General features: G+C 68.2%; 18 protein-coding genes and 1 pseudogene. 7 read left to right on the top strand and 12 right to left on the bottom strand.

The window, feature by feature from the left end; translation table 11 throughout:
- Positions 1-27 precede the first annotated feature (27 nt).
- A complete protein-coding gene (locus NBG84_RS20405) occupies positions 28-726 on the bottom strand; it encodes a peptidase inhibitor family I36 protein (protein WP_250920966.1) in 699 nt (232 codons plus the stop codon).
- A gap of 835 nt (positions 727-1,561) precedes the next feature.
- On the opposite strand from NBG84_RS20405, the gene NBG84_RS20400 reads away from it, so the two are divergent.
- On the top strand, positions 1,562-3,805 hold the full coding sequence (locus tag NBG84_RS20400) for a serine/threonine-protein kinase (protein WP_250920965.1): 2,244 nt from the start codon (positions 1,562-1,564) through the stop codon (positions 3,803-3,805).
- Between the two features lie 2 nt (positions 3,806-3,807).
- Here the strand turns inward: NBG84_RS20400 and NBG84_RS20395 are convergent.
- The 10 genes and pseudogenes from NBG84_RS20395 to NBG84_RS20350 form a co-directional block, all read right to left on the bottom strand.
- Positions 3,808-4,500 (bottom strand): annotated as a pseudogene (locus NBG84_RS20395) (transposase); the annotation flags it as partial.
- A 277-nt stretch (positions 4,501-4,777) separates the two neighbouring features.
- Positions 4,778-5,923: a flavin reductase gene (locus NBG84_RS20390; RefSeq protein ID WP_250920964.1), complete on the bottom strand. Its 1,146-nt coding sequence runs from the start codon at positions 5,921-5,923 to the stop codon at positions 4,778-4,780.
- Positions 5,920-7,413: a 4-hydroxyphenylacetate 3-hydroxylase family protein gene (locus NBG84_RS20385; protein WP_250920963.1), complete on the bottom strand. Its 1,494-nt coding sequence runs from the start codon at positions 7,411-7,413 to the stop codon at positions 5,920-5,922. Before NBG84_RS20385 ends, NBG84_RS20390 begins: the two co-directional genes overlap by 4 nt.
- Positions 7,414-7,467: 54 nt before the next feature.
- Positions 7,468-9,099, bottom strand: a complete 1,632-nt coding sequence (locus NBG84_RS20380) for a thiamine pyrophosphate-binding protein (protein WP_250920962.1) — start codon at positions 9,097-9,099, stop codon at positions 7,468-7,470.
- Positions 9,100-9,192: 93 nt separating this feature from the next.
- Complete coding sequence (locus tag NBG84_RS20375; protein WP_250920961.1) at positions 9,193-9,969, bottom strand: SDR family oxidoreductase; 777 nt, start codon at positions 9,967-9,969, stop codon at positions 9,193-9,195.
- Positions 9,954-10,874, bottom strand: a complete 921-nt coding sequence (locus tag NBG84_RS20370; RefSeq protein ID WP_250920960.1) for an alpha/beta fold hydrolase — start codon at positions 10,872-10,874, stop codon at positions 9,954-9,956. Before NBG84_RS20370 ends, NBG84_RS20375 begins: the two co-directional genes overlap by 16 nt.
- On the bottom strand, positions 10,871-11,659 hold the full coding sequence (locus NBG84_RS20365; protein ID WP_250920959.1) for an aspartate dehydrogenase domain-containing protein: 789 nt from the start codon (positions 11,657-11,659) through the stop codon (positions 10,871-10,873). Before NBG84_RS20365 ends, NBG84_RS20370 begins: the two co-directional genes overlap by 4 nt.
- The gene (locus tag NBG84_RS20360) at positions 11,656-12,708 is read right to left on the bottom strand and encodes a VOC family protein (protein WP_250920958.1); all 1,053 of its coding nucleotides are present in this window, start codon (positions 12,706-12,708) and stop codon (positions 11,656-11,658) included. Before NBG84_RS20360 ends, NBG84_RS20365 begins: the two co-directional genes overlap by 4 nt.
- A gap of 43 nt (positions 12,709-12,751) precedes the next feature.
- Positions 12,752-13,285 carry a cupin domain-containing protein gene (locus NBG84_RS20355; protein ID WP_250920957.1) on the bottom strand — a complete coding sequence of 178 codons (534 nt, stop codon included), beginning with the start codon at positions 13,283-13,285 and terminating at the stop codon, positions 12,752-12,754.
- Between the two features lie 167 nt (positions 13,286-13,452).
- Entirely contained in the window at positions 13,453-14,934 is a 1,482-nt protein-coding gene (locus NBG84_RS20350; RefSeq protein WP_250920956.1) for an aldehyde dehydrogenase, read from the bottom strand.
- A gap of 141 nt (positions 14,935-15,075) precedes the next feature.
- Here NBG84_RS20350 and NBG84_RS20345 point away from each other — a divergent pair, with 141 nt between their 5' ends.
- The 6 genes from NBG84_RS20345 to NBG84_RS20320 all read left to right on the top strand — a co-directional run bounded on the left by NBG84_RS20345 (position 15,076) and on the right by NBG84_RS20320 (position 23,248).
- Complete coding sequence (locus tag NBG84_RS20345) at positions 15,076-15,660, top strand: MarR family winged helix-turn-helix transcriptional regulator (RefSeq protein WP_250920955.1); 585 nt, start codon at positions 15,076-15,078, stop codon at positions 15,658-15,660.
- Positions 15,661-16,098: 438 nt separating this feature from the next.
- Complete coding sequence (locus tag NBG84_RS20340) at positions 16,099-17,295, top strand: M24 family metallopeptidase (RefSeq protein ID WP_250920954.1); 1,197 nt, start codon at positions 16,099-16,101, stop codon at positions 17,293-17,295.
- A 225-nt stretch (positions 17,296-17,520) separates the two neighbouring features.
- Positions 17,521-18,618, top strand: a complete 1,098-nt coding sequence (locus NBG84_RS20335) for an ABC transporter substrate-binding protein (protein WP_250920953.1) — start codon at positions 17,521-17,523, stop codon at positions 18,616-18,618.
- A 17-nt stretch (positions 18,619-18,635) separates the two neighbouring features.
- Positions 18,636-20,411 carry an ABC transporter permease gene (locus tag NBG84_RS20330; RefSeq protein ID WP_250920952.1) on the top strand — a complete coding sequence of 592 codons (1,776 nt, stop codon included), beginning with the start codon at positions 18,636-18,638 and terminating at the stop codon, positions 20,409-20,411.
- A gap of 10 nt (positions 20,412-20,421) precedes the next feature.
- Positions 20,422-21,603, top strand: coding sequence for an ABC transporter ATP-binding protein (locus NBG84_RS20325; RefSeq protein WP_250920951.1), 1,182 nt, complete (start codon positions 20,422-20,424; stop codon positions 21,601-21,603).
- 112 nt (positions 21,604-21,715) lie between these two features.
- Positions 21,716-23,248: a phytoene desaturase family protein gene (locus tag NBG84_RS20320; protein ID WP_250920950.1), complete on the top strand. Its 1,533-nt coding sequence runs from the start codon at positions 21,716-21,718 to the stop codon at positions 23,246-23,248.
- Between the two features lie 338 nt (positions 23,249-23,586).
- Here the strand turns inward: NBG84_RS20320 and NBG84_RS20315 are convergent, their stop codons facing one another.
- Positions 23,587-25,434 carry a serine hydrolase domain-containing protein gene (locus NBG84_RS20315; protein WP_250920949.1) on the bottom strand — a complete coding sequence of 616 codons (1,848 nt, stop codon included), beginning with the start codon at positions 25,432-25,434 and terminating at the stop codon, positions 23,587-23,589.
- Positions 25,435-25,656 lie beyond the last annotated feature (222 nt).

The raw sequence follows: 25,656 nt of genomic DNA, 5'->3' as shown, positions 1-25,656 counted from the left end.
GTGGCCGTGCCCCGCACCAGGTTTCATTCAGGATGTGTAGAAGCAGTCCGCCTTGTTGTCATTCGTCGTGCCGACATTCGATGAGCGGGTGTGATCGTTTTCGGTCCAGAGCCAATGCCCGCCCTGATCAGGCCGGCAGGACCAGTCGCTCCCGGTTACCGAGCGGTTGTAGACATAAATGTTCTTGCCGCCCTTGTTTGACCACGACGAAGTCTTGTTCTCGAATCCGTAGTCGCTGAAGAAGACGGGAGTCTCGTGCGAGTGTGCGTCCTTGAACTGAAGTCGCCGTCCGCCGAAGTTCGTGTACTGGTAGAAGCAGTACCAGTCGTTTCCGATAACCTGCGTGGGACAGTTGTCGGCGACCTCAGGGCCCGCGGGTTCACTGCCGGGGCCCGCGGGATCGGGGTCAGTGCCAGGGTCTTCCGAGTTTGTTGTGGATGCGCCGGTACCCACCGCCGAAGTCGCCGATTCCAGTTTCCGCGCCGCCGGACTACTCGCCGGAGCTTGGGTCTCACCGGGAGCGGGGAAAGACATGATCACCGAACCCGAGTTCCAGGAGATCTCGTTCGGGCTGATCTGGGTTCCGCCCTGAGTGGTGGCCAGGACCGCGTTGATCTGCGTCTGCAGCGGGTCGGCCTGGCTCTCAAGGGCACTTGCTTCACTGATCATGGAGAAAGAAAGCAGGGTGGTGGCTAAGACGGCGATCTTGCTGAATGTCGGATTCACGGATACCCCAGGCTTCGTTGGGACTGCTGTGTCGAACGACTTCGCCGCAATCCTGCCGTTGCCGTCGGGTACCCGCACCTCCGAGCGGTGGTGATAATTCGGAACGCGAATGGTCCAATTTCAGAATGGTTGAATCATTGAGGGGTGATCACGGGCTGAATTCCCTGGTAAGCCGCGGTGAAGAGGGCGGGGTCCTGCGCGTCTTGGCCGTATTCAGGCGCGATATCGACCGAGGAGATTTGGGTGTGCCGATGAGACGGAGCGGAGTGATAACGGCCGACCGGCACGCGCCTGACGCAGAGACGGAGAGCGCAGCAACGCGGTCCTGGTGCTGAGTGGTGCATACGGCATCACACCGTGATGCGGGCGACGTCGGTCATGAATCGCGTCCCGCGACGACTTGCGCCGGGGCGGTCGCTGCCCTCAGCGACGGTTCGTGGACCACCAAGGGGTATCTCCGCGAGTGCCAGGTCGAGTTCCTCAACGATCGCAACCGCACCCAAACGAGGTGGGCATCTCCCCGGAACAACCTTGAGGAGCTCGCGAGGCGTCTCGGTGTCAGCTGAGCAACCTCGCCAGGCTTGCCGAAGACCGGGGCTCAGTGGTCCCCGTACCGGGAAGTGAAAAGCCCCTCGGCCGCGCGGGGATTCGATCCCCGGACGCTCGGTTCCGCTTCGGCATTTCCCTGGGGGAGCCGCTCGCCAGGTCACGTCTTGAGAGCGATGGAGTCCCCGCGCCCCGCCACGGCCACCAGGGCGTACAGACTATGCAGCAAGGACGCCATACTGGAGTGCCGGGGAGAGCGGCGGTGGAACAACGGGGGCGACAGCAAGCGATGGCGGAATCCAGGCTGATCCAAGGCCGGTACCGGCTCCTTGACGTCATCGGGCGCGGTGGCATGGGCGAGGTGTGGCGGGCCGTCGACGAGTCGCTGGGGCGGCGGGTCGCGGTGAAGTGCCTCAAACCCGTAGGGGCGCAGCACGACACCCCCTTCGCCCCGGTGCTTCAGGAACGGTTTCGCCGTGAGGCCCGGGTCGCGGCTTCCCTTCAGCACCGAGGCGTGACCGTCGTCCATGACTTCGGTGAGTACGAGGGCGTCCTCTACCTGGTCATGGAGCTGCTCGAAGGCCGCAACCTCAGCCAGCTCCTCGAAGAGAACCGGCAGCGCCCGCTGCCCGTGCACGAGGTCGTCGACATCGCCGAGCAGGTCGCCGACGCCCTCGCGTACACCCATGAGCGGGGGATCGTCCATCGCGACCTCAAACCCGCCAACATCATGCGCCTGACCGATGGCGAGGTGAAGATCTGCGATTTCGGCATCGCGCGCCTCGGCGAGGGCATGGGCATCACCTCGCGTCTCACCGGCACCGGCATCGCCATGGGGACTCCGCACTACATGTCGCCCGAGCAGATCGGTGGCGGGCAGGTGGACCATCGCAGCGATCTCTACTCGCTGGGATGCGTGCTGTACGAGATCGCCACCGGTGTCCCACCCTTTGACCACGAGGACGCCTGGTCCGTGCTGGTGGGGCATCGGGACACCCCACCGCAACCACTGCGCACCCACCGGGAGGAGATCCCCGACCACTTCCAGCGGATCGTCCTCGACCTCCTGGCCAAGACCCCCGAGGGGCGCCCCGCCGACGCCAAGGACCTGCGGCGACGCATGAGTGCCGGGCCCGACCGGGCTGGGCGACCCGAGACGTACCCGACCCCCTCACCGGCGCTCGGGCCCGCCTCGGACGGGCCCACCGGGTCAGGGCCGCGGCTACCGTCCTGGACCAGGGGGATGACGAGTGGTCACCGCGCCACCGGAAGCCTGGCGCGACCGGCGCCGGCCGACCCCTCGGCCGGGCTGACCGGTGAGTGGACCACCCGGGTCGATAGCCGAAGCGGTGTCGTGCCGTCGATGAGGACCGGGCCCGAGCGGCCCACTCCGTCGCCCGAAGCGCTCGCCGTCCTGGCGAGCCGGCACAGCGCCGGGCTCAGCCTCGGTCGTCTCGGCCGCTGGGAGGAGGCGGGTGAGGTACACCGCGCTGTCGCCGCCGAGCGGGAGCACGCTCTCGGTCCCGACCACCCTGACACCCTCGCCAGCCGCTATGAAGTCGGCTTCACCCTCAGCAGGACCGGACGGGCCGCGGACGCGCTGCGGGAGTTCGGCCGGGTCGTTCAGGGCCGGGAGCGCACCCTGGGCGGTGACCACGCCGACACCCTGGCGGCACGTCAGGAGAGGGCGTACGTGCTGGGACAGCTCGGTCGCCACTTCGAGGCACATGAGGTCTATGAGTCGGTGCTCGCCTCCCGTGAGCGCACCCTGGGTGCCGATCACCCCGACACGCTGCGCTGCCGCCACAACCTGGCATTCAGCCTCAGCCGGCTGGGACGGCTGGAGGACTCCTACACCACGGCCCAAGAGGTGGCGTCCGCCCGGGCCCGGGTGCTCGGCGCCGACCATCCGGACACCCTGGTCACCCGCTACGAAGTGGCCTACGCACTTCGCCAGCTGGGGCGTTGGCCCCAGGCGCTGGAGACCTATCGCGAGGTAGCGGCCGCTCGTGCGCGCGCGTTGGGCGCCGACCATCCCGACACACTCGCCGCACGGTACGAGGTCGGCATCGGCCTTGGCCGCCTCGGTCGAACCGCGGAAGCACTGGAGCTCTACCAGGGACTGGTCGCCGACCGCACTCGACTGAGCGGACCCGATGACCCCGAGACGCTGCGCGCTCGGCATGGTCGGGGAGTCAACCTGGGTCGACTCGGTCGTTGGGAGGAGGCACACACCGAGGCCCGCGAAGTCAGCGCGCTGCGGGAGCGGGTGTTGGGCGCCGACCATCCCGACACCTTGGTGAGCCGGCGTGAGGTCGCCGTCGCGCTCGGCTGGCTGGGCCGTTGGGTGGATGCGCTGACCGTGTACGAAGGGGTCGCCCAGACCCGTGAGCGCGTGCTGGGCATCGATCACCCCGAGGCGCTCGCCAGCCGCAATGACGAGGCCCACTGTCTTGAACAACTGGGCCGGCACACGGAGGCCGTGGAGCTCTACCGGCGGGTCGCCGCGCTACGCGATCGGCGCGGCACCTAGGGGGCGGCCAGGGCCAGGATGCCCACCGCGTTCGCGGCTTTCTGTCCGAGCTGTTGCTCGGGGAGGTGCCCCAGCAGCCGCAGCGCGTCCGTCACGAGGGCGTCCACCAGTGCGGCGCGGGCTTGGGCGTCGTTCCAGGCAATCTTCGGTTTGCCCGGATCGGTGTAGTCGTGGGCGGTGCACTGCACGGCCGCGGCCTGGCCGGCTCCCGGGACTTCCCGGATCACCGCCCGGATTGCGGCGATGATCTGGGGGACGGTGTCCTGGGTGGCGACCGCGTCGTCCAAAACGGTGGAGTCCAGTGCCCGCCGGTGCTTGCTCTTCAGGACCCCGGTGGCCCTGACGACCTCGCGGACCGCTTCGAAGACCCGGTTCGGGTGGGTGGAGCGGGCCAGCCGCCGACGGAAGTACGCCAGCAGTGACGGGTCGAACGCCATGTCGTGCAGACCGAGCCCGCAGGCGGCTTTCCACCGCAGGTCACAGCGTAGTTCCTGGACCGTCTCGAAGTCCGACAGGCCGTGCAGGGCCTGCACCGTGATCGCGGCGGCCAGGATCTGCGGCGGCATCGACGGCCGCCCGTTCGCCGACGGATACATGTCCGCGAACATCTCCGCGGGAAACAGCCGGCCACGGTGTTCGGCCAGGAACGCGAACACGCTCCCGGCCGGGAGCAACTCCCGGCAAGTCGCCCACACATCCGGCCCGACTGTCTCCCCGACCCACTCTCCTTGAACCACAACAACGAGTCTGGCCCCGCCGCTGATGCGGCGGGGCCAGAACCCAACATCTTCATCAGCCTTCTAGGGGCTGACCCGCGGTCCGGACCCCTGAGGGCGCGCGGGAACCCGCCCCGACCATCCGGGCGCGGAACCTGTTGCGTGCGCCTCGGCACCGTCCGACGTCCACCCCGCGCAGACCGGCCGTCAGACGATGCCGGGGCTCCCCGACGGGGCCGCGGGCCGAGGTGGGAGGTCAGAGTCGCCCTCCCGCGTCGTGGATGCCCTGGCGCTGTGCCTGCTTGGTGTGCTGGTTGTGGAGGGTGAGCAGGCGGGCGATCTCATGGGAGTCGCCAGCGGCGAAGGCGTTGATGATGTCGTGGTGTTCCGCGATGGCATGGGCGCTGGGGGCGCCCCGACCGTTGAGAGCGGCGGCCATGAAGCCGGGCGTGCTGAGCCTGCGGTAGATCTGGTGCAGGGTGGGGTTGTCGGCGAGCCCTATCAGATACTCGTGGAACTCCTCGATCGCGGTGAGGTAGCCGTCGACATCGGTGACACGGCCGTGCTCGATGTGTTGTTCGGCGCCGGCCGCGATCTCACGCCAACGCCGGACCGCGGCCGGGTCCAGTGGGCCGGGCAGGCCGGCGGCGACGCCGAGTTCGATGACCAGCCGGCCGTCGAACGCCTCGTCCGATGCCCGGGTGTCCAGTGGCACCAGGACATAACCGCGCTCGGGGTCGCGGCCGACGAGCCCCTCACCGATCAGCCGGGTCATCGCGTAGTAGACCGCCGAAGGCGGAATGTGGAACCGGGCGGCCAGGGAGTCGACATCCAAGGTGCCGTCGAGCGGGAGGGTGCGATGGACCACCAGTTCCCGTAGGTGCTCATAGGCGGTGGTGTCCTGGGCGAGTTCGAAGCGGCCGAACCTACCGCGAAAGTAGGCCAGCGGAGCGCCGTCCCTGGCCCGCGCGCCAACCACCCGGGCGAGGAAGACCCGATGGGTGCCCCCGACCACATCCTCCATCACCTCGCACTCCAGCGCGGCCAGGGCCTCCGCGAAGAGTGGGACACCCTGGATGCCACGGTCCACGGCGACACCGGCGAACTTGTCGGTGCGGGGGCCGGCGAACTGGGCGGCCAACTGCTCCTGGTCCTCACCCAGCACATTGACGGCGAACACCCCCGCCCGGTGCACGGCCGCATGGGTGGGTGCCTTGGTGTGGGCGCAGATCAAGAGCATCGGCGGATCGAGGGAGAGCGAGGAGACCGCACTCGCGGTCATCCCGTGGTCGGTGCCGCCCTCCCGGGTGGTGATGACCGCGACTCCGCTCATGAAGTGGCCGATCACATGCCGGAAGAGGGCTTGATCCAGGGGCTGCTCGACGACCGGGGGTTGGTTCATGACCTGGTCCACGGACCGCGGGTCCAACCATCGAGGTCGTAGTCACCGAGGCACTGGCCCACCAAGGCGTCGAGACGATCGGCCAGACCACCGCGTCGGGCGGCGTTGAGGGCGTCGATCCTGACCTGGTCGGCATTGCCGGAGTAGACGCGCTCGTAGAGGCCATGACGGCCACCGAACTCGCTGCCGATGGCGTCCCAGACCAGCTTGAACAGTTTGATCCGACTCTCGGCTGAGGAGTCCGAGCCCCGGTAGAACTGATCGATGAGGGGGCGCAGTTCGGGGTGCGCCAGATCGCGGTGGCTGGAGGGTACGACCAGCGGGGCACCGCCCAGATGGGTTTCGAACAGCTCGCGGACCCGCTCCCACGCCTGGGAGGTGAACATGCGAAGGGCCCCGGCGTGCTCGATGTTGGGCATCACGGTCCCACCGGGCCCTTCGACCGGGTCCATGGCCATGACGGTGGTGAGCGCCCAGGCGGTGTTGCGCAGGGTGATCACCTCGCCGAGAGCCGCCTGCACTCCCCGGAACCCGCCCGTGCCATTGGAGGTGACGGCCCGGGCCAGCAGCCCGGCCATCAGATCCAGCTTCACCGCGAAGCGGGTGCCTGCCTGCAGATGGGACCGGTTGACGAAGCCGGACCGGGGGAAGAAGGAGTTGGCCTTCTCGACATCCCGGTAGATCAGCACGTTCTCCCACGGGATGAGCGCTTCCTTGAAGACCAGCACGGCGTCGTTCTCATCGAACCTCGACGACAGCGGATGGTCGAACGGGCTGGCCGCACGGGCTTCGTACGACGTACGGCTGAGGAGGACGCAGCCGGGGGTGTCCATGGGGGCGATGAAGGCGAGCGCGAAGTCCTCCGCCTTGCCCGCTTCCAGACTGACCGCGCTGTTCTGCGCGACGAAGGTGGCGTGGGTGAGCGCCGAGCCGGTCGCCAGCATCTTGGCACCGCTGACCACGATGCCCCGGTCGTTGTCCCGGACGACATGCACATACACATCACCCACCTCATGCACCGGGCGGCTCCGGTCGACCGGGGGGTTCACCAGCACATGGTTGAGGAACAGCGCCTGGGAGGCATAACGCCGGTACCAGGAGCGGGCGTTGTCGGCGTAGGGCGCGTAGAGATCGGGGCTGCTCGACAGGCTCGCCATGAAGGCTGCCTTGTAGTCGGGGGTGCGCCCCATGAAACCGTAGCTGAGCCGCGACCAGGCGGCGATCGCGTCCCGCGCCCGCAGTAGTTCGTCCGGTGTACGGGAAGGGGCGAAGAACCGGTGCGTCCTGATGCCCTGGTCGTCCTCGTAGGTCAGAACATCGCGCAGTTCCGGATCGTGCAGTGCGTCATAGAGCCGGGCCACCGAGCGGGCGCTGTTACGGAATGCGGGATGCTCGGTGACGTCCTTGACCTTCTCACCGTCGATGTAGACGGTGCGGCCGTCCCGCAGGCTCTCCAGATAGCTCTGTGCGTCGAGGAGTGTGTCAGTCATGGGAACCGTCCAAGGGTGTTGGGGCCGGCGCCGGCCGGTGAGCGCGATCGGGGTTCAGGAACCCGGGATCGTGACGGGCGGGGTGAAGGGGATGGGAGTCGGTCCGACCGCGTTCACATCGATCTCGATGACACAGGGACCACGGGTGGCGAGGCCCTTGTCCAGGGCCTCGGGGAAGTCAGCCGCGGCGGTGACCCGTTGGAAGGGGAGCCGGTAGGCCGCCGCCAGTTCGGCGAAGTCAGGCGTGGCGAGATCCACCCCGCTGCGACGATCGCGGTGGGCGTCCTGCATATTGCGCAGCACCCCGTAGCCCCCGTCGTTGAAGACGCAGAGCACCAGCCACGGATGCTCCTGGGCCAGGGTGCCGAGTTCACCGAGGTGCACGGCGAGCCCACCGTCGCCGGCGATGACCAGCGTAGGAGTGTTCGGCCGAGCCAGCGCACCGCCGATACCCATCGCCAGTCCCTGGCCGATGCCACCGCCGAGCGGAAAGAGATTGGTCGAAGGCGCGTACATCTCCAGGAGCCGATTGCCCCACTGACTGGACGCGATGGTGACATCGCGGGCGATCACGGACTCCCGGGGGAAGCGGCTCCGAAGGGCGTCGCAGATCAGTGAGTACGGGCCGATCGCGGTGCGCAGCTCGGCACGGGCCCGTGCCGCGGCGGCGATGCCGAACTCACGCCAACCCGGTTCGACTGATCCGTCCTCCAGCAGGCCGAGCAGCGCGGTGAGTACGGGCTCTGCCGCGCCCACCACCCCGGCCTCGGCCGGGAACACCCTGCCGATCGCGGTGGCGTCGATATCGATCTGCACATGGTGCGCCGGAATCGGGAGCGAGTAGTCACCGGTCTCATTGGATCTGAAGTGGGTGCCGACGCTCAGGAGCAGGTCCGCGGTTGCCAGCAGTTCACGGCCGGTCGCGGACGCTGCGAAGTTGCCCACCACCTGCGGATGGTCCTCGGCGAGGACGCCCCGGCCGGCGTTGCTCGACAACACGGGCGCGCCGAGCCGTTCTACCAGGTTTCGCAGCGGCTCGGATGCCCCCCGGGCACCGCCGCCCGCCCAGATCACGGGCCTGCGGGCCGTGCCGAGCAACTGGGCGGCGGCGGCGAGCTGGGTCGAATCGGGTGCGGAGGGTATGCCGATCTGCGCGCCCGGTCCGGTCAGCGGCTGTGCGGCGTACTGGAGGTCGATCGGCCACTCCACACTGATGGGTCCTCGCGGTGGTGTACGGGCACGGGCGGCGGCGTCACGGAGCAACGCACCCGCGTCCGCCCCCGGTCGAACGGTGACCGCGTGCTTTGACACCGCCCTCAGCAGACCGGTCTGATCCCGGGTCTCATGGATCACTCCGCGGCTGAGCCCAAGGAAGCCACTGTCGATCTGACCGGTCACATGGAGGACGGCCGCACCACCCGACTGGGCCTCGATCAGCGCGCCCGCGGCATTGCCGCAGCCGGTTCCGGTGCTGGTCAGCGCGGTCCCGAGACCACCGGTGACCCGGGCGTAGGCATCGGCGGCGGATACCGCGGCGGCCTCGTGCCGCACGGGCACAAAACGCAGTTCGCGGTCGACCGCCTCGACCAACGGCATGTTGTGCACACTCACCACGCCGAAGACCACCTCGGCTCCCTGCTCGCGCAACACGGTCACCAGCAGGTCGCCACCGTCGCCGTACGACATAGGGGGCTCCGTTCTCAGTTCGGGATGGTGCCCGGCCGGGGCCGGTGCAGTGGGGACAGGACGCTCAACGCGGGGACGGTCGGGTGCCTTCGCTCACACATAGCGGCCCACCCCGCCGCCGACGTCGAGTGTCGCGCCCGTGACGTAGGCGCTCAGGGGCGACAGCAGGGCGACGATGGGGAAGGCGACCTCCGCCGCCGTACCGAGACGACCCAACGGAATCCCTCGGTCGGCCGCCAGCTCCGCGCTCCACCGTTGGTAGTCGAGCCCGCTCTCGCTCCGCGCGTGGCGCTGCCGCCACTGGCCGGTGTCGATCAGCCCCAGACACACCGAGTTGACCCGGACACCGTCCGGACCCAGATCCGCGGCCAGGGTGCGGGTGAGGTTCAACAGGGCAGCGCGGGCGGCTGAGGTGGCGGCCAGCCGTGACTCGGGCTGCCGGGCCAGGATCGCGTTGACATTGACGATCGCCCCGGCCCCCGACGCGCGCAGCAGCGGCAGCGCTGCCTCGACGGTGTTCAGTACGGAGAAGAGCTTCAGTTCGAGTTCGGTACGCCACTGGTCGCGGGAGGTGTTCTCCCAGGACGCCAACAGCGATCCACCCGCGTTGTTGACCAGGCCGTCGAGTCGACCGAACCGGCTGCCCGCCGCCTCGGCGAGCTCGCCGACCGCGCCGGGGTCGAGGACATCGGCCGCCATGGTGAGCAGCCGGTCGCCCGCTGGTCCGAGGGCTTCGCCGAGCCGATCGCCGTCCCGGGCGCAGGCCGCGACCGAACACCCCTCGGCGAGGAGCAGCCGAGCCGTTGCCAATCCCACACCCGAACTCGCTCCCGTGACCACATAGGCCCCGCCGTTCAGTCCCAGGTCCATGCGTCCTCCAGATCGTGTTGGCTGGGGACCTGGCCCGCCGGTGCCGGGTCCGACGTCTGCCGTGGGTGGTGCCCGGGCCGCTGTGCGTCCTGTCCGTCCTGTTCGGCGAGGAAGTCGCTCAGGAGGGCGTTGAAGAGATCGGGCTGCTCCTGATGGGCCAGATGTCCGGCGCCGGGAATGACGGCGAACCGGCTGTCGGGCACCAGCCGGTGCAGATGCCGGGACTCCTCGACCCCGGTGACCCGATCGTGCTCTCCGACCAGGACGAGGGTGGGAACGCGCAGGCTGGACAGCGCCTCGGTGTGGTCGGTCTCCGCCATGGAAGCGGCGGCCTGCGCGTATCCGGGCAGCCGGATGGATGTCGCCATCAGTTCGCGTACGGCGGCGACCATCGCGGTCGGCGCCTGGGCGGAGAGCAGTCTGGGTGCCCGGACACGGGCGAACTCCACCGCCCCTGCCGTGGCGAGTTCCTCGGACCTGGCGAGCATGGCCGCGGCGCCCTCCTCGGTGCGGCCTGAACCACGGGTGGAGTCCACCAGGACCAGCGAGCGCACCAGGGCGGGATGCCGCACGGCCAGCCGGGTAGCGATCACACCACCCCAAGAGGCGCCCACGACATGCGCGGGCCCAAGCCCCGGACCCGTCAGTACCGCGGCGGCGGCATCCGCGAAGTCGTCCATCCGAAACGGCGGGGTCGGATCGTCGGAGCGGCCGTATCCCGGAGCGTCCCAGGCCACGACCCGGTGCCGGTCGCCGAGTTCGCCGAGTTGCCTCGCGAAGGAGGCAGCCGCCGATCCGATGCCGTGCAGCAGCAGCACCGGAGAGCCCCGCTCACCGGCAGCGTCGGCCCACAACACGCCCCAGGCGCCGAGCGGGCAGCAGATGGTGCTGATCGCGGCGGTCATACGATGCCTCCCGAGGCACCGGTGAGGCCGCCGATCGCACGGAGTACGGCGTAGGGGACAACAGCGCTGGACCTGGGGTTCGCCGGGGACGGCCGGTTGGCGATCTCAAAGCGGTACTGGCCCGCCGGACCCGTAGCCACGATCTCATGACGGCTCAGGGCCGCACCCGGATCGGCGACCACCACCGCTTCGACCAGGTCCCAGTCGCCCAGGGCCAACGCGACGGAAGCCGCCACATTACTGGTCGCGGGGAACGCCCTCGTGACCTCGCGCGCCGGGGCGCGCATCAACTCGTACGGGCCGGTCGCGTTCCGCAACCGTGCCGCCTCGGACTCCGCCATCCAGGGCTGCAACAGTGACCGCGGTGACTTCGTGGTACGGATCGTGACGGAGTCGAACGGCGCGCGGTGAGCGATGGCGGAGAGCAGATCGAGCCCGCCGACGGCTCCCGCGCAGAGGCTCAGCCGACCCGGTCCCGCCAGAAGCCGCTGGTGCAGCGCGGAATCCGCCAGCGCTCCGGTGGACAGGGCCAGCAGATGGCGGCCCGCCGCGATGACGGTCGGACCGGCCTCCCGCAATGCGCTCTGGCCGGCACATTCCACGATCAACTCGGCGCGCCCCAGCGCGATGTCGAGGGAGGCCGCGGGCAGTGGTGGCGCCGGCGGAGCGGTGGGGTCGACCACCGCGACCAGTCTGGCCCCCGGCACCTCACCGGCGGACAGCGCCGCCGTCACCACGGCACCGATGGCGCCGTGGCCGAGGACGGCCACGGTGAGCTCCTTCATGATCGGCCGCCCCCCGGTCGACTGACGGCGGGCAGCCCAGTGCGCTCAGGACGGGGATGCCCAGGGTCGGGAATCCCCGCCATTCGGGTGCGGACGTCCACCGAGGGCGGCCCTGCGGTGCCCCAGAGGTCGGACAGTTCGGGGGTGCGCCGCCAGGTGCGGCAGAGCCAGGCGTCCTCCTCCACCTGCGCCACCTCGGAGGTGTATTCGCACACCAACCCCGCCGGATCGGCGAAGTAGGAGAAGGTGTTGTCTCCAGGGCCGTGTCGACCCGGCCCCCACAACGGCACCTGCCCATGGTGCTTGAGCCGCCCGATCCCGCGCATGAAGTGATCGATCGACGTCATCTCGTACGCCACATGGTTGAGCGAGGTCCACTGGGCCTGATTGAAGGCGATGGAGTGGTGATCGGAGTTGCAGCGGAGGAAGACCATCTGGTGTTCCGACCAGTCCGAGATCCGCATCCCGAGCACCTGGGTGTAGAAGTCGCAGGCGGCATCGATATCAACGGTGTTCAGCACCACATGGGCAAGCCCCCGCGGTACGGCGGGAAGGCCGCCTGGATCGCCCGGAGTGACCGCCGCGACCTCGCAGGACAGCTCGATCAGCCGACCCTCGACGTCGGGGAAGCGCAGACCGTAGCCGCCACCCGGCCCATCCAGCCCTCCGGGCCCGCTGAGGGGTTCAATGCCCCACTCGGCCAGTCTTCGCGCCGCGGTATCCACCTCGCGGCGGTCTCCGACCGCGAACGCGATCTTCCTCAGGGCGTTCTGCTCCGCCGCACGCAGTTCCAGGACGTGGTGCTCTGGCCCGGTACCGCGCAGCCAGGTGCTCCCGCCATCACACTCCATCGGTGTGAGCCCCCACACCTCGCGGTAGAACTCGGCCGACTCGACCGAGCGCGGCGTCGCGAGCGAGACCGAGCGCAGTGAGCGCAGCCGGGCGACGGGTCCGGACGCACGGGAGGGTGTGCCTGGGGCGCTGAACCCGCCTTGGGCGCTGGGCCCCTGGGCGGCGCCCTGGTGAAGGGTGGTGACGGGATCGTGCATCGGGCTGCTCCTCGATGGCCGGACGGGTCCTTTGGATGGGGCGTCAGTCGCGGGTGACCCCGTGCATGGCGGAAGTCGGTGGATAGGTCGGCAGTTGCGGTCGGCCGGCGCCGATGATCACGCAGAACAGGGCGTCGGTCTCGCCGATGTTGCGCAGGCTGCGGGGCACACCGGCGGGGACCCGGATCAGATCCCGGTAGCCGAGGAGGCGGCTTGCCGTCCTGGTGCCGTCCTCGGCGCTGTGCACGGTGACCTCAAGCTGCCCTTCGAGTACGAAGAACACCTCTTCGGCGTCATGGTGGGTGTGCTCGGGGCCGACGGCTCCGGCCGGCAGCCGCATATTGGAGAAGGTGAAGTGCTCGGCGCCCAGGATGCGGTCGTCGCTCTCGTGGTTCCCGGTGGCGCCCGAGCCGATGTAGCGGATCTGCGCACGTCGGAACTCATCGCCCGCCTTGGCCTGGAACCCCAGAGTGTCCCAGTCCTCGTGGCGCGAGTCGCGGCTGGCCACACAGGAGTCCAGCAACTCGCCGAGCTCGGAGTCCCGCTGTTCGGTGGTGTCGCTGCGGTGCTCGGTCATGGGGGAGCCCTTTCGTTGGTTGGTTGGTTGGGTGTGGCGGGACTTGCTGCTGGGGGATGAGTGGGTCCCCCGGCGATCGGGCGCCGCACTACGGGCGCGGGCGTTGCGATGGAGGGTGTTCTGCTGTGAACGCAGGCGCTACCCAAGGCGGGCGTTGCGGTGTCCGGTCAGTCGCCCCAGGGGAGTGGGGTCTCGTCGAGTCCCCAGTAGATGCCCTTCTGGGACATGAAGGCCCGGATGCCCTCCCGACCCTTCTCCCGGCCGAGACCGCTGTCCTTGACACCGCCGAAGGGGGTGGCCACCGAGAGCTGTTTGTAGGTGTTGATCCACACCGTGCCCGCTTCGACGCGCCGCGCCAGGCGCCAGGCCCTGCGGTAGTCACGGCTCCAGATTCCGCAGGCAAGACCGTAGGGAGTGGCGTTGGCGAGTGCGGTCAACTCGGCTTCGTCGTCGTAGGGCAACGCCACGAGCACCGGGCCGAAGATCTCCTCCTGGCAGACACGTGACGCGGGGTCGAGACCGGTGATGACGGTGGGGAGGTAGTAGTAGCCGTCGCTGAGGGCGCCGCCGGAAGGGCGGCCGCCACCGGTGCGAATGCGGCCCCCCTCGTCGGCCGCCAGGTGCACATACGACTCGACCTTGGTGCGGTGGGAGTCGGAGATCAGCGGGCCCATATGGGTGCCTTCCGCCGTTGGGTCTCCGATGACCAGGCGTTCGGCGGCCTCGACGATCCGGGCCACGAACTCGTCGTGGACGGAGCGGTGGACAAAGAGGCGGGAGCCGGCGACACATGCCTGTCCCTGCGAGGAGAAGATGCCGAACAGCACCCCGCGGACCGCCAGGTCCAGATCGGCGTCGGGCAGCACGATGGTCGGCGACTTCCCACCGAGCTCCAGGGAGACGGGCATCATCTTCTCGGCCGCGATCGCGCCGATCCTTCGGCCGGTGGTGGTGCCGCCGGTGAAGGAGACCTTCCGGATCCCGGGATGCCGGACCAACGCCTCACCCACGACGGGCCCGCTCCCCGGCAGCACACTGACCAACCCCGGCGGGATGCCGGCCCGCAGCAGTACTTCGCCCAGTCGTAGCGCCGCCAGTGGTGACCACTCCGCGGGTTTGATGAGCACCGCGTTTCCGGCCGCCAGGGCCGGTGCCGCCTTCTGGGCTTCGCTGGCGATCGGTGAGTTCCACGGGGTGATCGCGGCGACCGGGCCGATCGGCTCGTACACACTCATGCTCAGATAGGGACCGCGCGCGGTGGGCAGAGCCTCGTCCAGGGTCTCCAACGCGGCGGCGACATAGCGGAAGGTACCGGCCGCGCTCGCCACCAGCGCGCGTGTCTCGGTGATCGGTTTGCCGTTGTCCTGGGTCTGCAGCCGGGCGATGCTCTCCGACTCCTCCTGGAGGAGCTGACCGGCTCGATGCAGCAATCGGGCTCGCTCGTGGGGCAGGAGGTCCCGCCAGGCGGGATCGCGCATCGCCGCCTCCCCGCCAGCCACCGCTTCGTCGACGTCCTCGACGCTCGCCGTGGTCACCTGGGCCGCCACTCGACCCGTCGCCGGGTTCAGAGAGGGGAGCGTGGGACCCCGCCCCGGCCGCTGCTGGCCCGCGACGATGATGTCCGCGCTGGTGCTGCCGTGATCGGCCATGCTGCCCCCTTTCGCTGGGGAGTCGGTGCCGGATCGCTCAGTGGGCGAAAACTTAGATCTAAGTCTCTTAGATCGTCAATGCCTTGTGCTGGTATTCTTTGTGCTCAACCATTTCAGTGACGATCGGTAGGTAGGCAGCGCGTGAGCCCACGAACCGTCAGGCGTTCCGACGCGTCCGTTCCAGCGGCCTCCGATGCGGCGGACCCGGCCCCCGATCCCGCTCGTGACAACAGGTCCGACGAGGTCGACCGGATCATTGCCGAGTGGCGGGTGGAGCGGCCGGAGCTCGATCTGCGCAGCATCGATGTGGTGGGTCGGGTGACCCGTTGCGGCGTGTTGATCCGCAATCTCTCGAACCGCCTCTATGACCAGCACGCGATCAATCAATCGGTCTTCGATGTGCTGGCGAGTCTGCGCCGGATGGGCCCGCCCTACCGCAAGACCGCCCGGGAGTTGGCCACCTCGTCGCTGCTGACCTCGGGCGGGATGACAATGCGGCTCGACCGGATGGAGCGGGATGGGCTGATCCGCAGGATTCGCTCCGTCGAGGACCGCCGCAGTGTGTACGCGGAGCTCACACCGGCCGGGTTCGCACTGATCGACCGGATCATCGATGACCATCTGGCCCGGGAGCGGGCGATGCTGGAGGCGCTCAGCGCTGATGAGCAGGAGCAGCTCGCCGGTCTGTTGCGCAAGTTGGAAACCAGACTGCGCGACCTGCACTGACTTCAAGTCGACTGCCTGGTGTGAGTGTCCTGGGCTCGGCCCCCGCAGTGTGCGGCCCCTGGTCGCACCCGTGGGGGCCGCACACTTTTCAGGGGTAACTTTCAACGACTTAATGCAAAGCTTCTTTGTTCTGAGTCTTGTGAAGGTGAGACACCGAGGTCTATGGTCTCGGCAACGTCGATCAACCCTCCAGGTCAGGGGCTCGCCGCCATCGTGAGGCCGGCTCCGCCCGACCTGTCGCACACCCCACCACACCTGTTGCACATCCGGCCACGAGGGCTTGAATCCATGCCCCCGCTGTACCCGCCGCCAGCGCGGGTGACCGTCCGAGGTGCACGAAGGGAGCCATACGTGCCGACTCCGACCATCGCAGGGTCGACCCCGCAGCCCAGAGCCGCGTCCACAACAAACGCACCGCACCAGGAGCGCGCCTTTCGCATGCGCCGCACCCAGGAGTTCATGGACGCCCATGAGCTCGATGGACTGCTGGTCTTCGGTGCCGATCGCAGCGATCGCTATGACGCCGGCCAGTACCTCTTCCGCGACCGCCGCTACCAACACTTCGTTGTTCCCCGGCACGGCGAGCCCACCATGGTCGCCTTCGCCGCCCAGGTCGCGGCCCAGAACCAGCTCACCGGGGAACGGGGTCTGGAGACCTGGATCGAGGACATCCGCGTGGGCTCCGCTCCAGAACTGCTACCGGAGATCGCTCGGGAGAAGCAGCTGGGCCGCGGCCGACTCGGGGTGATCGGCGCCGGCTACGGCTCGCCGTTCTATCCGGGGGGTTGGGTCTCCAGATCCGTATGGGACGCGATCAGCGAACGCCTCCCCGACGCGACACTCATCGACATCACCCGTGACTACGGTCTGGTGATGGCACAGCGCAGCGATGAGGATCTTGCCCACATCGCCACCGCGGCCGCGGCCGGAGACGCCGCCATCGAGACGATGATGACGCTGGCCAGGCCCGGAGTCGAGGAGACCGAGCTCTACGCCGAGGGCGTGGCATCGATGATGCGCAGGGGTATGCGGGTCACCTGGATGCTCTTCCAGACCGGTTTCAACAACTACGCCTGGGGCGAGCCCACCTGGCTGACCCGTCCCGAGCAGGCCCGCGCCCTGGAGCGCTCCGACATGGTGTGGGCGGAGATCTTCCCGAACTACGCCGAGCTCAACACCCACGTCAATATGAGCTTTGTGCTGGGCACGCCGCCGCCCGAGACACTCCACTGCGCCGAGGTCGCTCGGGCGTCCTATGAGGCCGGTGTCGCCGCGGTACGACCGGGTGCTTCCTTCAAGGACGTGTGCACCGCGATGGAGGCACCGCTCACCGAGGCCGGTATGTGGCATCTGACCCCGCAGTTCGCCTCCCTCAATCCGCTTCTCTCCGGCGGCGGTTCCGGCCTGGGCATCCGGGACCACATCGACGGCTTCGCCGATGCGTATCCGCACGCCGATGGGCACGCGGGCCCGTTCTTTGACTTTGAGATCAAGCCGGGGATGACGTTCTCCCTCCAACCGGATGCCCGACTCGGTCATCGAGGGGCGATCGTCGGCGGTGTGGTGGCCGCTACCGAATCCGGTTGCCGTGAGTTCAACACCGTCTCCACCCGGCTCAACTCAGTGGAGGCATAGCCTCCGAAGGGCGCTCCGAGAGCCCTCTTCCACGGTAGCCGTTCACTCACCGGGGGCTGTCTCCAAAAGGCCCCGGCTACCCCGCAGACCCCCTGGTCTGCCCCAACCTGGCATCCACGCGGCCCTGGGTCCCCACATTCCGGTCCGGCCGTCACCCCCGCACCCCGGTTTCTCATCCCTCCGGCCGGACCGCCGTCCGACCCTCCCGGCAAGGTGATATCGAACATGACAAAGCAGCCTCTCTCGCTGAATCGACGTTCCCTTCTGTATGGCATGGCCGCTGTGGGAGCGGGTGGCCTGCTGACCGCCTGCGGTGGTGACGCGGGTTCCGGTTCCGGCCCCTCAGCTGGCGGTGGCAAGCTGCCCTCGTCCCTCAAGTCGCTCTCCGAAAAGGCCAGCAAGGAGGGGAAGCTCCGGCTGTTCGTCAGCACCGACTCGCGCACCCCGGCGCACGCCCGCAAACTCTCCCGGGCCCTGCACGCCGACACCGGAGTCAACATCGACATCACGTTCGTCAGCGGTGAACCCGACCCGTCCTTCGCCAACAAACTGGTGCAGGAGTCCAAGGCTCAGGTGGCACCCTCGATCGATGTCTTCGCCACCACCCCCCTGGTCGTGAAGCAGCTGAGCGGTGCGGGCCTGATCCAGCAGGTCGACTGGGGCTCGATGGAAGGCGTCGACGCCAACGACATCTGGACCCAGTACCAGGGCATATACATCGCCGAGATCGCCCGTACGGTGCTCTACAACACCAAGGCCGTCAAGGCGGCCGACGCCCCCAAGTCGCTGGAGGACCTCCTCACCGACAAGTGGCGCGGCAAGATCGTCACCGCGGGACTGCCCGATGTGTTCAGCCCGCTCGCCGCAGGCCTCGGCGTCGACAAGATGCTGGACTTCGTCCGCCGACTGCTGGAGGGTGACAGGGCCTCCATGGCATCCGTGCCGACCGCCATCCGCACCCAGGTGAGCAGCGGGGAGTTCCCGATCGGATACGGAATCCGCATTGGGGAGAGCCAGCGGGCCGCCAAGGCACCCGTCGACTACGCACCCATCAAGGTTCCCGTGGTCCCGCGGGCCGGACTGGTCATCAAGGGAGCCAAGAACCCCTCCGCCGCGCAACTCTTCCTGTACTGGCTCAACGCCACCGATGAGGGTCGCAAGAAGGCCTTCGAAGTCCTTGACTGGCCCCGCTACACCACCCCGGGAACCGATCTGCACGCACTGGCCCAGAAGGCCGGCGGTGTGATGACCGCGGACATCGACTGGTGGATGAACGACTACGAGAAGGCCAATCGGCAGGTCGCGCAATTGCTGAGGAAGTAGCGATGGGGTCGGACACCGTGTCTGAAGAGAGCACCGCGCGCCCGGCCCCACCGGGGCAGGGCGCGCCCCCGCCCGATCCTCCCCGACGGAGGCGGCGAACCGGCCGGCGGGGCATCGACCTTCCGCTGGTCGTGCTGGGCGCGATGATCGTCCTGCTGTGCGCGGTACTGATCATCCCGCTCGTGGGGTTGGTCTGGGCGGCCTTCGGCCCGGGGGAGGGCTTCGGCGGGGGAGAGCCGTCGCTCGACAACTTCCGCACCGTACTGAGCTCCGACGGGCTCACCGGCACACTGCTGCGAACCCTGGCCCTCGGTGTGGGCAGCGTCGTGGTGATGCTCGTCATCGCGGTACCCCTGGCCTGGCTCTACACCAGGACCGATCTACGCGGCAAGACGGTGATCCTCTTCCTGGCGGCAGCCAAGATGGCGATCCCCGGCTTCCTGGTCGCCCTCGGGTACATCTTCATGTTCAACCCGAGCAACGGGATCATCAACACCTGGTGGGGCGAACTCGGCGGCAGCGGCCCGCTGACCGATGTCTACAGCCTGAAGTGGATCATCCTGCTCCAGGGCCTGGACTTCGCCGGACCTGCGTTCTTCATGCTCGTACCCACGCTCCGAGTCATCGATGTGAACATCGAGGAGGCAGCCGCGGTCCATGGCATCCCGCGTTGGCGGGCCGCTGTGCAACTGCTGCTGCCCATAGCGGCACCGGCGATAGCCGGGGTGTCCATCTTCTTCTTCATCGTCGCCGTAGAAGTCTTCGACTACGCCGGAATGCTGGGGATGCCCGCGCGGATCACGGTCCTGTCCACCCTGATCTACCAGTACTCCCAAGGGACCACCGGTACACCGGAGTACGGCAACGCCGCCGCCATCGGACTGGGTATGGCGCTCGCCATCGGACTGATCATGTTCGGCTACTACCGGGCGATGCGCCGAGCCAACCAACTCGCCACGGTCACCGGGAAACGGGCTGCCCGTGAGCCGATCAGACTCAGTCGCCGGGGCCGCCGGGCCGGCTACGGCCTCATCGGCGTCTACGCGCTGGTAGGGGTGGCCCTTCCGGTACTGATGCTCATCTGGGCCTCCCTGCTGCCCTATCTACGGCCACCGTCCTTCGAGGCGCTGGGGGAACTGTCCTTCGCCGCCTACACCGACGCCTCCTACGACCTGGCCGAAGTCATGCCGACGACACTGCTGCTGGTGGCCGTGGTGCCCACGGCCGCCGTGGCCTTCGCCGCCTGCGCCGGTTGGCTGGTCACCCGCACCACCCTGAAGGGCCGACGCGGTCTCGACGTGCTCATCATGATGACGCTCGCGATCCCGTCCATCGTGATGGCGGTCTCCTTCCTCTACGTGGGCCTCTCCACCTACCGTTGGGTGCCGCTCTACGGCACCGCGGCGTTTCTCGCCCTGGTGGTGGCCTGCCGGTTTGTGGCGACCGCGTACCGCACCCTGCACGGAACGATGCTCCAGGTCCACAGCGAGTTGGAAGAGGCCGCCGCGGTCTCCGGCATACGGCGCGGTCGGACCTTTGTCTCCGTCGTCCTGCCCGCGGTCCGCGGCAGCCTCGTCTACGCCTGGTTCTGGATCGCCCTGCTGACCATCCGCGAACTCACCATCACCCTCATCCTGTCCAGCGATGGGACCGATGTGATGTCGACGCGCATCTTCGGATACAGCTCAGCGGGTGAGACCAGCCTGTCCGCCGCCCTCGGGGTGATACAGCTCGGGATGATCACGGTCCTCCTCATAGCGTTCTGCCGTGTCGCCCGCCGCCAGTCCTTCTAGGAGTCACACCATGATCGAGCTCGAAGGCGTGTCGAAGTCCTTCGTCCAGGACCGCAACCGCGTACCGGCGCTGCGCGGGGTCTCGCTGTCCATCGGCAAGGGCGAGTTCTATGTACTGCTCGGCGCCTCCGGCTGCGGCAAGACCACCACACTGCGCATCGTCGCCGGTCTGGAGCGCCCTGATACCGGCACGGTGTCGATCGACGGGCGGCAGGTCTTCGACCACACCGCGGGAACATGGGTGGGACCGGAGGAGCGGCCGCAGGCCATGGTCTTCCAGTCATACGCTCTCTGGCCGCATATGACGATTCGCCAGAACATCGCCTTCCCCCTGCGCCGGGGGGTTCGCCGTGCGGCCAAGGACGAGGTCGCCGCCCGGGTGGATGAGGCACTGGAGCTCTTTCGGCTGACCGAGCAGGCGGACCGAAGGGTCACCCAGCTCTCCGGCGGTCAGCAGCAGCGCGTCGCACTGGCCAGGGCCCTGGCCCTGCGCCCCAAGGTGCTGCTCATGGACGAACCGCTCTCCAACCTCGATGCGGGACTCAGAATGGATCTCCGTCTGGAGCTGAAGGAGCTCTCCCGTCGGACCGGAATCACCTGCCTCCTGGTCACCCATGACCAGGAGGAGGCGATGATGCTGGCCGATCGTGTGGGCATCATGCAGGGCGGCGGGATCGTCCAGGAGGGGGCGCCGGATGAGCTGTACAACGCTCCGGCGTCGGAGTTCGTGGCCACCTTCCTCGACCATATGAACCTCATCCGATCGGCCTCGGTAACCGCTGGGGACACCGATGGCGCAGAGATCACCGCGAGTGGCCAGCGGCTGCGACTCGGTCCCGGTGACCACCGCGTGGGGACCACGCTGACCGTGGGAATCCGGCCCGACGACGTCGTCATCGTCGTGGATCCCCTGAGCGGATCAGCCCCGGCGACCAATCTGGTGACCGGTCGCCCGATCGACCACCACTATCTGGGCGGGCACTTCCTGCACCGGGTGGAAACCCCGTTTGGCCTGCTCAATGTCCGCTCGCCCATCGGCCCGGACCGTTTTGCCTCCGGCACGGTGTGTCTTCAGTTGCCCGCCGAACGACTGATCACCATGGCGTCCGCGCGGCCGGCGCCGGAGTCCGCCGAGCACGGGGAAGACGAGCCGGACCGGGCCGTCCCGCCAGCCGGTTCGGCCCGCCAATGACCGCCGACTGAAGGGTGAGGGCCGGTGCCGGACGGACCTCGACACCGTCATCTGATGAAGGACCCGCACACCTGGGCGGTTCAGCAGCCCCGGGAGCGGTTATGTTCCGGCCATGCCCGCACACACTTCGTACGACGTCGTGATTGTCGGAGGCGGCCACAACGGCCTCGTCGCCGCCGCCTATCTAGCCCGCGCGGGGCGCTCCGTCCTCGTGCTGGAGCGTGGTCCGCACACGGGGGGAGCGGCCGTTTCCGCCCGTCCGTTCGCCGGGGTCGACGCTCAGCTCTCGCGCTACTCCTATCTGGTCTCGCTGCTGCCCCGAAAGATCGTGCGTGATCTGGGTCTGCGGTTCTCCGTCCGCCGACGCCGGGTTTCCTCGTACACCCCAAGCGGCACCAGCGGACTACTGGTGGGCGCGGGGCGCACCCGGGAATCCTTCACCGAACTCACCGGCGGGCAGCGCGAGTTCACGGCCTGGCGCGAGTTCTACGGGATGACGGCCGCGGTCGCCAACCGGGTCTTCCCCACCTTGACCGAACCGCTGCCCACACGTGACGAGCTACGGGCACACATCGACGACGAAGGAGCCTGGCGCACCCTGTTCGAGGAACCCATCGGCGCGGCGATCGAGACCCACTTCCACCATGACCTGGTGCGGGGTGTGGTGCTCACCGACGCGTTGATCGGGACCTTCGCCGACGCCCATGACCCCACACTCCTCCAGAACCGCTGTTTTCTCTACCATGTGATCGGTGGCGGAACCGGGGAGTGGGACGTGCCGATCGGCGGCATGGGCGCACTGACGGATGACCTCGCCTCGGCCGCCCGTCGCGCGGGGGCGACCATCGCGACCCTCCATGAGGCAACGCGGATCGACACCGATGGCGAACGCGCCGAGGTCACCTGTCGCTCTCCTCACGCCGAAGTCACCGTGGCCGCCCGCCAAGTGCTGGTGAACGCGTCCCCCGAGGAGTTGGCGACACTGTTGGGCGAGGTGCCACCAGCGCCGGCCGAAGGCGCACAGTTCAAGGTGAACATGGTTCTACGGCGCCTGCCCCGGCTTCGGGATCGCTCAGTCGATCCAACGGACGCCTTCGCCGGCACCTTCCATGTCTCCGAGGGCTACCAGCAGCTGGCAACCGCCTATCGGGAGGCGTCTGAAGGGACTCTGCCCAGTGCCCCGCCGTCCGAGATCTACTGCCACACCCTGACCGACCCCTCGATCCTCGGGTCCGATCTCGCGGCACTCGGTTACCACACACTCACCCTCTTCGGATTGCACACCCCAGCCCGAATCTTCGCCGGTGACAACGCCGGAACCCGCGGCGAGCTACTCGCGGCGACCCTCGCCGAACTCGACACCCATCTCGATGAGCCCATCAGCGGCTGTCTGGCCGTCGATGAGAACGGCGAGCCATGCGTCGAGGCCCGAACCCCACTCGATCTGGAACGAGAACTGCGACTGCCCGGTGGGCATATCTTCCATCGCGATCTCTCCTTTCCCTATGCCGCCGAAGGCACCGGCCGCTGGGGCGTCGAGACCACCCATGCCAATGTGCTGTTGTGCGGGGCGGGTGCGGTGCGTGGTGGGGGAGTCAGCGGGGTGCCGGGCCATAACGCGGCCATGGCCGCGCTGGGCCGCTGAGGTACGCCAGGCCGTGCGGAAACACCATGCGCCCCGGGAAATCCGCTGGCCGGTGGTGATTGCCCCGCTCTAGCCTGGCAGCCGCCAGGCCCCACCGCATGTGCCGTACGAAAGGAGCGCGGTGTCAACGACGCCCTGGGACGATGCCCTCGACCGCCTGATCGCTGTGCGACTACCCGAACGGGACGACGAGGAGTGGCCCGACGAGGCGTATGACGCCGTCGACGGACTGATCTCCCAGGGCGTCTCGGGGCGTTCTCGGGGCCTGAGATCTCATGGCCGGGTCCCGGCGCCCGCAGCCCACCGCGTATCCGCTGGACCACGGTCCACCGGCTGGGTCAATCCGCCGACGCCGTCCACCCGTCCGCCTCGATCAGGGCTGCGTCCTTCGAGCGGTTCTCGTCAAAGACCGTCTGTCCCCGGTCCTTGACCTGGATGGCATCCACATAGACCCCGCGCCCGACAAGAAGCCGATCCGTGGTGTACCGCCACCGCACTCTCAGGGGCGAACCCTGCCAACAGGAGAGATCGGCGGTCAGCCGCTGCCACACCCGCTCCGACCATCCACCAGCCGTACCATCCGGATGCTCCCGTGCTGGTTCGCGCGCTCCGATGCGTACGGTCGCGAAGGGCATCGGCCGCCAGGTCGCCCCGTCATCCGCCGAGCCCTCCAGGAACAGCCGGTCAGGTCCGGGTTCGATGTCCCACCACAGTGAGCAGCTCAGCTGGGCCTCCGGCGAGGCGATCGTGAGCGGGGGCAGGGTGAGGGTCGCCGATACCGCGTTGGCCATGCCGGAGAACCAGGAGGTCCGACCTCGGCGTGGGTACACCGCGACCGCACGGGCCAGTTGGTTGGCGGTGGCGACCCGGGGAGCGCTGCCGGACCGCCAGCTGCGGATCGGATGCACGGAGTTCCCCAAGACGATCAAGAAGGAGTCGGTGCTCGGGTCGAGCACCAGACTGGTTCCGGTGAATCCGGTGTGGCCGGCACTGCGCGGAGTGGCCATCGCCCCCATGTACCAGTGCTGGTAGAGCTCAAAGCCGAGGCCGTGTTCATCGCCGGGGAATTCGGTGTTGAAATCGGTGAACATCAACTCGACCGATTCCGGACGCAGGATACGGGAGCGGCCGTAGCTGCCGCCGTTGAGCAATGTACGGGCCAGTACCGCCAGGTCCCAGGCGCAGGAGAACACCCCCGCGTGGCCGGCCACTCCACCGAACGCAAAGGCGTTCTCATCGTGTACCTGACCCCAGACAAGGCCCCGATCGAGACCGGACCACGGCGGCCGGGAGTCCTCTGTGGCGGCGATCTTCGGCTGCCAGGACGGCGGTGGATTGAACCGGGTGCGATGCATTCCCAAGGGAGCGGTGATCTCCTTGTGGAGCAGCACATCCAGCGATGCGCCGCTGATCCGCTCCAACACCAACTGGAGGGCGATCAGATTGAGGTCGGAATAGAGGTACTTGCTGCCCGGTGGGTTTGCGGGGGCCTCGTTCCACAGCATCTGCAACTGCCGCTCCCGGGTCGGCTCCCGGTAGAAGGGGATCCAGGAGCGCAGCCCTGAGGTGTGGGTCAGCAGCTGGCGTACGGTGATTGACTGCTTACCCGCGGTGCCGAAGTCCGGCAGGTAGGAGGCGGCTGGGGCGTCAAGCTTCAGTTCCCCTCGCTCGATCCGCTGCACCGCGAGGACCGAGGTGAACAGTTTGGAGACCGACGCCAGATCGAAGACGGTGTCCTCGGCCATGGGAATCTGACGCTCCGCGGGAAGCTCCACGCCCGAGTCGGTTCTCTCGTCGTAGCCGGCATAGCGCACGGCCATCCCGATCGGGCGGTGCAACGCCACCGTGCCGCCACGGCCCGCGAGTAGCACTGCGCCCGCGTACCAGGGTGTACGAGGCGAGGGTCCCAGGAATCCCTCCGCGTCGAGCACCAACTGCTCCAGATGCGCCCCGATCAGTCCCGCTCGTCCGGGCGTACCGCGCCGGAGGGTCTGGCCGTTGGATGGCCCCTCCTCACCGCCGTCGGACCACAGCGAGTCATTGTGGATTCCCTCCATAGCGGTACTACCTCCCGTCGAGGCATCGGCGAAGGAAAGGGGAGCCAGCGCAAATGCTCCTCCGAGAGCCAGCGCGCCACCTCCCAGCTGCCGTCTACTGATCCCTGCACCCATTTCGCGCTCGGTCATCCGGAACCCTTTCCTGAACGAATCCGTCGGGATCTCGAATAGCAGTGAAGCCTTCTGGGTGAGGCATCTACTGTCAACACTCCAAGAGAACTGACATGGCATCAGGGAATTCTCGTTCCTCCGTTATCCAGCTGGGTGCGGCATCCTGTCCGATGGAGCGGTTCCGGGTGGAGAACTGGGCATCGAGCAGGCCGTCTTCGGCGCATCGGTTTCCCGTCCGCT

Origin of the sequence: Streptomyces albipurpureus (genome assembly GCF_023701525.1) — a bacterium.
Lineage (GTDB): Bacteria > Actinomycetota > Actinomycetes > Streptomycetales > Streptomycetaceae > Streptomyces > Streptomyces albipurpureus.
The sequence above is the reverse complement of the archived record's forward strand: the minus strand, read 5'-3'. Positions and strand labels throughout refer to the sequence as shown.

Excerpts from the sequence above, each read along its gene's own strand:
- NBG84_RS20400 (WP_250920965.1), top strand. The coding sequence starts at position 1,562 with ATGGCGGAATCCAGGCTGATCCAAGGCCGGTACCGGCTCCTTGACGTC.
- NBG84_RS20390 (WP_250920964.1), bottom strand. The coding sequence starts at position 5,923 with ATGAACCAACCCCCGGTCGTCGAGCAGCCCCTGGATCAAGCCCTCTTC.
- NBG84_RS20385 (WP_250920963.1), bottom strand. The coding sequence starts at position 7,413 with ATGACTGACACACTCCTCGACGCACAGAGCTATCTGGAGAGCCTGCGG.
- NBG84_RS20380 (WP_250920962.1), bottom strand. The coding sequence starts at position 9,099 with ATGTCGTACGGCGACGGTGGCGACCTGCTGGTGACCGTGTTGCGCGAG.
- NBG84_RS20375 (WP_250920961.1), bottom strand. The coding sequence starts at position 9,969 with ATGGACCTGGGACTGAACGGCGGGGCCTATGTGGTCACGGGAGCGAGT.
- NBG84_RS20370 (WP_250920960.1), bottom strand. The coding sequence starts at position 10,874 with ATGACCGCCGCGATCAGCACCATCTGCTGCCCGCTCGGCGCCTGGGGC.
- NBG84_RS20365 (WP_250920959.1), bottom strand. The coding sequence starts at position 11,659 with ATGAAGGAGCTCACCGTGGCCGTCCTCGGCCACGGCGCCATCGGTGCC.
- NBG84_RS20360 (WP_250920958.1), bottom strand. The coding sequence starts at position 12,708 with ATGCACGATCCCGTCACCACCCTTCACCAGGGCGCCGCCCAGGGGCCC.
- NBG84_RS20355 (WP_250920957.1), bottom strand. The coding sequence starts at position 13,285 with ATGACCGAGCACCGCAGCGACACCACCGAACAGCGGGACTCCGAGCTC.
- NBG84_RS20350 (WP_250920956.1), bottom strand. The coding sequence starts at position 14,934 with ATGGCCGATCACGGCAGCACCAGCGCGGACATCATCGTCGCGGGCCAG.
- NBG84_RS20340 (WP_250920954.1), top strand. The coding sequence starts at position 16,099 with ATGCGCCGCACCCAGGAGTTCATGGACGCCCATGAGCTCGATGGACTG.
- NBG84_RS20335 (WP_250920953.1), top strand. The coding sequence starts at position 17,521 with ATGACAAAGCAGCCTCTCTCGCTGAATCGACGTTCCCTTCTGTATGGC.
- NBG84_RS20325 (WP_250920951.1), top strand. The coding sequence starts at position 20,422 with ATGATCGAGCTCGAAGGCGTGTCGAAGTCCTTCGTCCAGGACCGCAAC.
- NBG84_RS20320 (WP_250920950.1), top strand. The coding sequence starts at position 21,716 with ATGCCCGCACACACTTCGTACGACGTCGTGATTGTCGGAGGCGGCCAC.
- NBG84_RS20315 (WP_250920949.1), bottom strand. The coding sequence starts at position 25,434 with ATGACCGAGCGCGAAATGGGTGCAGGGATCAGTAGACGGCAGCTGGGA.